Consider the following 7,368-nt stretch of genomic DNA (forward strand, 5'->3'; position numbering starts at 1 on the left):
GGCTGCCTGCGCGGCCTCTTCGGCCTGCCGCGCCGCCACAACCTGCGCCGCGCGGCGGAAGGCAATGGCCGGGTCCACGCACAGCTGCTCCAGCCCCAGTTCCGCATCCGGCACGCCCAGGGCGCGCCCCAGCAACTGGGTGAAGTAGAACACCGGCATGTCCACGGCCTTGCCGCCGGGCCATTCCACCTGCGTCTGGCGCAGGTCCAGGTTCATCTGGCACAGCGGGCAGGCCACCACCACGGCGTGGGCACCGGCGTCGCGCGCCGCACCCAGCAGCCGCCCGGAAAGTCGGGCCACGATGTCCCGCCGTGTGACGCCGTACGAGGCCCCGCAGCATTCCACCTTGTAGGGGAAGGGCACCACCTCGGCGCCCAGCGCCGTGAGCAGGTCGTCCATGGAGGTGGGGTTTTCCGGATCGTCGAAGCGCATGACATCCGCCGGGCGGGTCATGATGCAGCCGTAATAGGGGGCCACGCGCAGCCCGGCGAGGGGCTGGCGCACCTTGGCGCGGATGGTGTCCAACCCTACCCGGGTCACCAGCGTTTCCAGCACTGACTGGACGTCGGGAAGGTCGGCCAGCTTCTCGGCAGGCTGATCCAGCAACCGGCCCACCTTGGCGCGAAAGCCGTCGTCGGCCATGCGGTGGCGGGCGGTCTTGAGGTTGGAAAGGCAGCTCGGACAAGGGGTGGCCACGGTGTCGCAGCCCGCGCGGGCCGCGCCCACCAGGTTGCGGGCCGACAACGCGCCCGACAGGGCGTGTTCCAGCGCGTGGGCCGGGGTGGAGCCGCAACAGCTCCAGTCCGGGATGTCCGTCAGCGCAACGCCCAGCGCCGCGCAGGCGGCCCGGGTGGAGCGTTCGTACTCGCGCGAGGTGCCGAGTCCCGAACAGCCGGGGTAGTAGGCGAGATTCATCGCGTCCTTTCCTCCTCGTAGCGCTGGAAGATGCGGGCGATCTCGTCCCTGCCCTGGATGTCGTGCGGCATGGGGGAAAGTTTGCCCTTGGGCGCGATGCGCGGCAGAAGATCTATGTCGGTCCACACCCTGCCGGTGCGGGCCACGTAGTTGGCCACCACGCCCAGTTCGTAGACCCGGCCATGCTTGCGCACGGAAGCGAGGAAGGCGTCCCAGAAGGTGGTCACACCCTTCTCGGCCACCCGGCCCTCGCGCCGGGCGATGTGGCGCAGCACATCCATCACCCGCGCCACGTCGATGTTGTTGGGACAGCGGGTGGTGCAACTGGAGCAGGACAGGCACAGCCAGATGGAGCGGCTGTTCAGCACCTTGTCCTTCCGGCCCGCCTGCAGGTTGCGCATGATCTGGCTGACCTGGATGTCGTAGGCGAACCCGCACGGACACCCCGCCGTACAGTTGCCGCACTGATAACAGTGCGTAAGATCCTGCCCGCTTTCCTCCATGACCGCATGGATGAAGTCGTCGTCGCGGACAGATTCAAGGTTGGTCACGTCCATGTCGTTTCCCGGCACGTTGCGGTTGCGCGCTCACGTATGCCGCCGCGGGAAGGGGAAGAAACGCTCCTCCCCGCGACGGCTGAAAGCGCAAGTGGGGACACTGGTCACAAAACCGGTCGGGCCGATCTGGTCCGCTTCATCTGTGGAAGGGACCGGCGTGGGGGCCTTCATGCGCCCGCGCGGAAATGGTGGTGCATTTCCCGCGCGGGCCGGTCGCAGGTGGGGTTGCCCGCCGTCACCCTTGAAAGGACCACGCCCGGCTTTGTCTGTACCCCTTACATGGCCGCTTCGTAAATGGCCGCGACATCAGCATCGGTGGGGCAACGCGGATTGGTCAGGCCACAGGCGTCCTTCTGGGCGTTCTTGGTCATGATGGCGATGTCCTTGGCCTTCACGTCCTTGCCGTATCGCTTGCCAAGGGCCACGAGACCCGCGGGAATGCCCACGTCCGCCGACAGGCGCTTGATGGCGCAGATGGCCTTTTCCGCCGCGTCGCGCACCGAAAGGCCGCTGATGTTCTCGCCCAGCAGTTCGGCGATGCGGGCAAAGCGGTCCAGCTTGGCGATGAGGTTGAACTGCGAGACGTGCGGCAGCAGGATGGCGTTGCATTCGCCGTGCGGCAGATCGTAGAAGCCGCCAAGCTGGTGCGCCATGGCGTGCACGTGGCCGAGGCTGGCGTTGTTGAAGGCCATGCCCGCCAGGTACTGGGCAAAGCACATGCGCTCGCGGGCCTCGATGTCGCGCCCGTTGGCCACGGCGCGGCGCAGGAAGGTGGCGATGAGCGTGATGGCCTGCTCGGCGCAAGCGTCGGTCATGGGGGTGGCGATGGTGGAAACATAGGCTTCCACGGCGTGGGTCAGGGCGTCCATGCCGGTGGCGGCGGTCAGCGCCGGGGGCATGCCCATCATCAACAGCGGGTCGTCCAGGGCGATGCTGGGGGTCACGCGCCAGTCCACGATGGCCATCTTCACCTTGCGGCTGGTGTCGGTGATGATGCAGAAGCGGGTCATTTCGGAGGCGGTGCCCGCCGTGGTGTTCACGGCCACGTAGGGCGGCATGGGCTTGGACGACTTGTCCACGCCTTCGAAGTCGTGAATCTTGCCGCCGTTGGCGATGACCAGGCCAATGCCCTTGCCGCAGTCGTGCGAGCTGCCGCCGCCAAGGGTGATCAGGCTGTCGCACTTGTTCTTCTTGTAGACTTCCACGCCCTTGTGGACGTTGTCGTCGGTGGGGTTGGGAATGGTTTCGTCGTACACGCTGTAGGCCATCTTGGCGGCGTCCAGCAGGTCGGTGATCTGCTTCAGGATGCCCGCCTTGACGATGCCCATGTCGGTGACGATGAGCGGCTTGGATCCGCCGAGCGCCTTGATCTTTTCGGGGATGGCCTTGGAAGCGCCGATGCCGATCAGGGTAACGCTGGGAATGAAGAACCCGTAAACCTGTTCCTGCACTGCCATGTCTGCCTACCTCGCTGAGTTGGGGTTAGCGACGTCATCGCGGGGCCCGTAATCCCCGCGAACACTCCTGCCCCCACTAAAGCAAGGACGGGGCCAAAGTATCTTCTCCTGACATTTCGTTATACTGCATGATTTGCCACCCGCACGGCTGGCGACAACTGGCCCGGTCATGCACGGACGTGCCCGCCGGGCGGGCACGGTACATGGTACTTTCGTGCCTGTGGGGTTCCCCCAGTCAAGGCCCGGCGCGGGCTGGCGGGCTTGGGGACAGAATGGGCCACCTCGCAAGCCTGGTTGGGTCGAAATGCCACATGTGCCTAAAAAAACATAATAAACACGTCAAGCATGCGAATCGTGATTGTTTTCACGAAACCCTCTCGATTTTTCACGGTCACGCGTGTATCGGAAAGCGTGTTCCTGTTACAAACGACACATGCACGGCTTCGCTTGCCTGTTGCGGACAAGCGTTGATAGGCGGGGCATGCTCAACCAGATATCCAACGGCAGGCAAACACCGGAGGCAGCCATGGCAGGCAGGCAACAGGTGTACAGCGTATGCGGCATGTGCAGCGTGCGCTGTCCCATCGTGGTCGAGGTGGAGGACGGCAAGGCCGTTCGCATCGAGGGCAACCCCAAGTCGCCCCTCAAGGGATCGCTGTGCGCGCGCGGCGCGGCGGGCATCGCCCTTGAGATGGATGCGGAGCGTCCGCAGCGCCCGCTGATCCGCGTGGGTGAACGCGGCGAAGGCAAGTGGCGCGAAGCCTCGTGGGACGAGGCGCTGGACTACGTGGCCGGAAAGCTGAAGGACATCACCGCCGCCCACGGCGGGCGCAGTGTGCTGTTCTCCGACCGGGGCGGCCCCTTCGTGGACCTGCACCAGGCGTTCGTGCGCGGCCTGGGTTCGCCCAACTACTGCAACCACGACAGCGCCTGCGCGCGCAACGTGCAGCACGCCGCCAAGTCGGTGATGGGCATCGGCCGCAAGGAAGTGGTCTACGACTACCGCAACTGCAAGCATCTGGTATTGCAGACCCGCAACATCCTTGAAGCCATCAATGTGGCCGAGGCCAACGCGGTGCTCGACGGTATGGAAAAGGGCTGCAAGCTCAGCGTGGTGGACATCCGCGCCACCTACACCGCCGGCAAGGCCGACAATTTCTACATGGTGCGTCCCGGCAGCGACCTGGCCTTCAACCTGGCCGTCATCCACGTGCTGATCAACGAGGGGCTGTACAACAAGCCCTACGTCGAAGCGCACGTGCAGGACCTGGACGCGCTGGCCCAGCATGTGGCCACCTGCACCCCTCAGTGGGCCGAAGGCGAAACCGGCGTGCCCGCCGCCGCCATCACCGCGCTGGCCCGCCAACTGGCCGAGGCCGCGCCGGGCGTCATCTGGCACCCCGGCTGGATGGTGGCCCGCTACGACGATTCGTTCCACGTCTGTCGCACAGCGTACATCATCAACGCCCTGCTCGGCTCCATCGGGGCCAAGGGCGGCCTGCCCATCGCCAACAAGCCCGGCGACGTGGGCCGCAAGGGCCTGAAGAAGCTGGTGGACCTGTACCCCGCCCCCGAAGAGAAGCGCGCCGACGGCGTGGGCTGGCGGCACACCCAGTTCGACGGCGGCCCCGGCCTGATCAACCTGGCCTACGACGCCATCGCCACCGGCGACCCGTACCCCGTCAAGGCGTACATCTGCTACCGGCACGACCCGCTGATGGCCATGCCCGACGCCGAAGCCATGAAGCGCAAGTGGGAAGGGCTGGACCTTCTGGTCAGCGTGACCTTCTCGTGGTCCGACACCGCGTGGCATTCCGACGTGGTGCTGCCCCTGTCCACCTACCTTTCGCGCGAGAGCATCATCGCCTCCAAGGGCGGGCTGAAGCCGCAGTTCTTCGTGCGCAAGCGGTCCATGCAGCCCACGCTGGACACCAGGGCCGACTGGGAAATCCTGTGCGGCCTCGCCAAACGGCTGGGCATGGACAAGCTGGCCTTCGAGCGCATCGAGGACATCTGGGAATACCAGTTGCAGCCCACGGGCGTGACCATGGCCGACTTCGACGCCAAGGGCTTCGTGGAACTGTGCGATGCCCCCAAGTACCGCGAGGACGCGGAACTGAAGTTCGCCACCTCGTCCGGCAAGCTGGAAATGATCAGCCCCAAGTGGACCAAGGCCGGGGAACCCAGCCTGCGCCCCTACGCCGCGCCGCCCGCGCCGCCGCAGGGCATGTTCCGCATCGCCTTCGGACGCACGGCGCTGCACACGCAGGGCCATACCGTGAACAACCCGCTGCTGGCCGAGCAGATGTCCACCAACGTGGCCTGGATCAACACCGCAAGGGCCGCCGAACTGGGCATTGCCGACGGCGAGCTGCTGGAAGTGCTGGACGCCCGCGGCACCGCAGCCGGGCGCATCCGCGCCTTCGTCACCGACTTCGTCCACCCGGAGGCGCTGTTCATGGTGCACGGCTTCGGCCACCGGCTGCCGGTGGAATCGCGCGCGCGGGGCAAGGGCGTGGCCGACCAGGAACTGATGCCCGGCGGGTTGGAACGCTACGACCGGGCCGGGGGCGGCATCTCCATGCAGGAACACTTCGTCGCCGTGCGCAAGGCCGCGGCCAGGGCATAGGGGACAGCACATGAGCACCTACTGCATCGTCACCGACGAACGCCGCTGCATCAGCTGCAAGGCGTGCGAAGTCCATTGCAAGGTCAAGAACGCCATGCCCGTGGGCATCAAGCTGGGCGAGCACTTTACCGAAGGCCCCGTACCCGGCCCGAACGGCGCGCCCCTGTACCGCACCCTGTACATGCCCTGCTTCCACTGCGAGGAGCCGGAGTGCGTGGACGTGTGCCCCACCGGGGCCATGACCAAGCGCGAGGCCGACGGCATCGTGTACGTGGAGGCCGACGACTGCATCGGCTGCGGCGCCTGCCTGGAAGCCTGCCCCTGGCACATCCCCCAGTGGAACGAGGACGGCGACAAGGCCGTGAAGTGCGACCTGTGCATGGACCGCATCGACGCCGGGCTGAAGCCCGCCTGTGTCACCGGCTGCACCACCCATGCGCTTGCGCTGGTGGGACAGGACGACCCCCGCTACGAGGAACAGCGCAAGCGCGCGCCGCAGCGGGCTCTGGCGGAACGCTAGCCGGGGCCTGCGGAACGCAAGCCGTCATTTGCTGGTCCCGCGCAGCCACGCCACCGCATGATGATCGAGCGCCCCGCCGGAGCAGAGGTTCCGGCGGGGCGCTTCGTCATGATGGATGGAACGGGATGGGGTTGGGGTATTCCGGAGATTTCACCCTTCCGGAAACCGGAGAGACGCAGACGGCACGGGCACGGCGACGCCATGCGCGTCACAGCCCGAAGGCCCCACCGCCATGTCGCGCTCCGCAGGTTGCCGCATCGGCGGCGCGCGCCAGATCGCCCCACACGGCCCTGCGGCCAAGGCCCCGCTCCAGCAGCGGAACCAGACGCTGAAAGACCTGTGCGCACAGGCAGGCATCACCCAGTGCGTCGTGCGCCCCGTGCACATCCACCCCAAGGGCACGGGCCACCGCGTACAGGTCCGCATCCTTGAGCGGGATGCCCGTCAGCGCGGCCAGCGTGCCCGGAGAATTCGGCACGGTCGGGGCAAGCAGCGGGGCTGGAAACGCGTCTGAAGATGACACGCTTCCCGCCGTTTCGAAATGATGCTGTACGGTCATGATGCATGCCTCCGGACGCCCAGTGGCGCGCAGATGCCGGAACAGGTCCAGCACGTTGCACCGGGGATGCGTGCGGGCAGGCAGCCCGGCCCGCTTGCGCCCGGCGGCCAGAAAGGCCTCGTCCAGCCCCAGGCACCAGCCCAGCAGCACCACCGGCACCCCTGCCCCCTTCCCTGCCCCGCTCCCCGCGTCAGGCATTGTGGCGAACCCGGCAAGCCAGTCGTCCAGTCGGGCCAGTTCCGCCGCCGCCTCGTCGCCATGAGCCGCTTCGCCGGGCAGGATGCCGTGCACGGGAACCCCTTCGGGCCGTACCGGGCAGGCCGGGCGCAGCAGGCCGCGAAAGGTGGCGGAAAGATCCATGCGCGTGCCCCGCAGGGCCACGGCCCCCACGGCCAGCAGATCGTCGCGGGCCGGGTTGAGGCCGGTCATCTCGCAGTCCACGGATACGAAGACCATCCCCCGCAACGGCGTGCCCGGGTCCGGACCGCTGCCGGACAGCAGGCGGCGCAACAGCCGCTTCATGTCCTGCCTCCCTGTCGTGAAGACGCGATCGGGCTGACCGGGGTGACCGGACGGATCGGGGCGTGACCGGCGGGCACCCAACCCGCGCCATCTTCCCGCCGGGGCGGACGGACGGCCTTGCAATGCTCCGCCAGCCCGTCCAGCGCGTGCAGAGCTTCTCGGGCGCGGCGCAGGGCCAGTGCGTCCAGACCGACAGGCGCGCCCGGTCC

At 67.2% G+C, this 7,368-nt stretch carries 6 protein-coding genes; 2 read left to right on the plus strand and 4 right to left on the minus strand.

Annotated features, from left to right (window positions below; genetic code table 11):
- From FVW27_RS03605 to FVW27_RS03615, 3 genes are all read right to left on the minus strand, one after another.
- The coding region (locus tag FVW27_RS03605) for a CoB--CoM heterodisulfide reductase iron-sulfur subunit B family protein (protein ID WP_167122804.1) at positions 1–915 on the minus strand (915 nt) is incomplete at its 3' end.
- Positions 912–1,472, minus strand: a complete 561-nt coding sequence (locus FVW27_RS03610; RefSeq protein WP_167122806.1) for a 4Fe-4S dicluster domain-containing protein — start codon at positions 1,470–1,472, stop codon at positions 912–914. The genes FVW27_RS03610 and FVW27_RS03605, both read right to left, overlap by 4 nt.
- Before the next feature lie 275 nt (positions 1,473–1,747).
- Positions 1,748–2,929 carry an iron-containing alcohol dehydrogenase gene (locus tag FVW27_RS03615; protein WP_167122808.1) on the minus strand — a complete coding sequence of 394 codons (1,182 nt, stop codon included), beginning with the start codon at positions 2,927–2,929 and terminating at the stop codon, positions 1,748–1,750.
- Between the two features lie 481 nt (positions 2,930–3,410).
- On the opposite strand from FVW27_RS03615, the gene FVW27_RS03620 reads away from it, so the two are divergent.
- The gene (locus tag FVW27_RS03620; protein WP_424991844.1) at positions 3,411–5,558 is read left to right on the plus strand and encodes a molybdopterin-dependent oxidoreductase; all 2,148 of its coding nucleotides are present in this window, start codon (positions 3,411–3,413) and stop codon (positions 5,556–5,558) included.
- 10 nt (positions 5,559–5,568) lie between these two features.
- On the plus strand, positions 5,569–6,078 hold the full coding sequence (locus FVW27_RS03625) for a 4Fe-4S dicluster domain-containing protein (protein ID WP_167122812.1): 510 nt from the start codon (positions 5,569–5,571) through the stop codon (positions 6,076–6,078).
- Between the two features lie 208 nt (positions 6,079–6,286).
- Here FVW27_RS03625 and FVW27_RS03630 read toward each other — a convergent pair whose 3' ends face one another.
- On the minus strand, positions 6,287–7,159 hold the full coding sequence (locus FVW27_RS03630) for a 3'-5' exonuclease (RefSeq protein WP_167122814.1): 873 nt from the start codon (positions 7,157–7,159) through the stop codon (positions 6,287–6,289).
- Positions 7,160–7,368: the final 209 nt, after the last annotated feature.

The sequence above is a fragment of the Nitratidesulfovibrio liaohensis genome (assembly GCF_011682075.1).
Classification (GTDB): domain Bacteria; phylum Desulfobacterota; class Desulfovibrionia; order Desulfovibrionales; family Desulfovibrionaceae; genus Cupidesulfovibrio; species Cupidesulfovibrio liaohensis.

Excerpts from the sequence above, each read along its gene's own strand:
- FVW27_RS03615 (WP_167122808.1), bottom strand. The coding sequence starts at position 2,929 with ATGGCAGTGCAGGAACAGGTTTACGGGTTCTTCATTCCCAGCGTTACC.
- FVW27_RS03620 (WP_424991844.1), top strand. The coding sequence starts at position 3,411 with ATGCTCAACCAGATATCCAACGGCAGGCAAACACCGGAGGCAGCCATG.
- FVW27_RS03630 (WP_167122814.1), bottom strand. The coding sequence starts at position 7,159 with ATGAAGCGGCTGTTGCGCCGCCTGCTGTCCGGCAGCGGTCCGGACCCG.
- FVW27_RS03610 (WP_167122806.1), bottom strand. The coding sequence starts at position 1,472 with ATGGACGTGACCAACCTTGAATCTGTCCGCGACGACGACTTCATCCAT.
- FVW27_RS03625 (WP_167122812.1), top strand. The coding sequence starts at position 5,569 with ATGAGCACCTACTGCATCGTCACCGACGAACGCCGCTGCATCAGCTGC.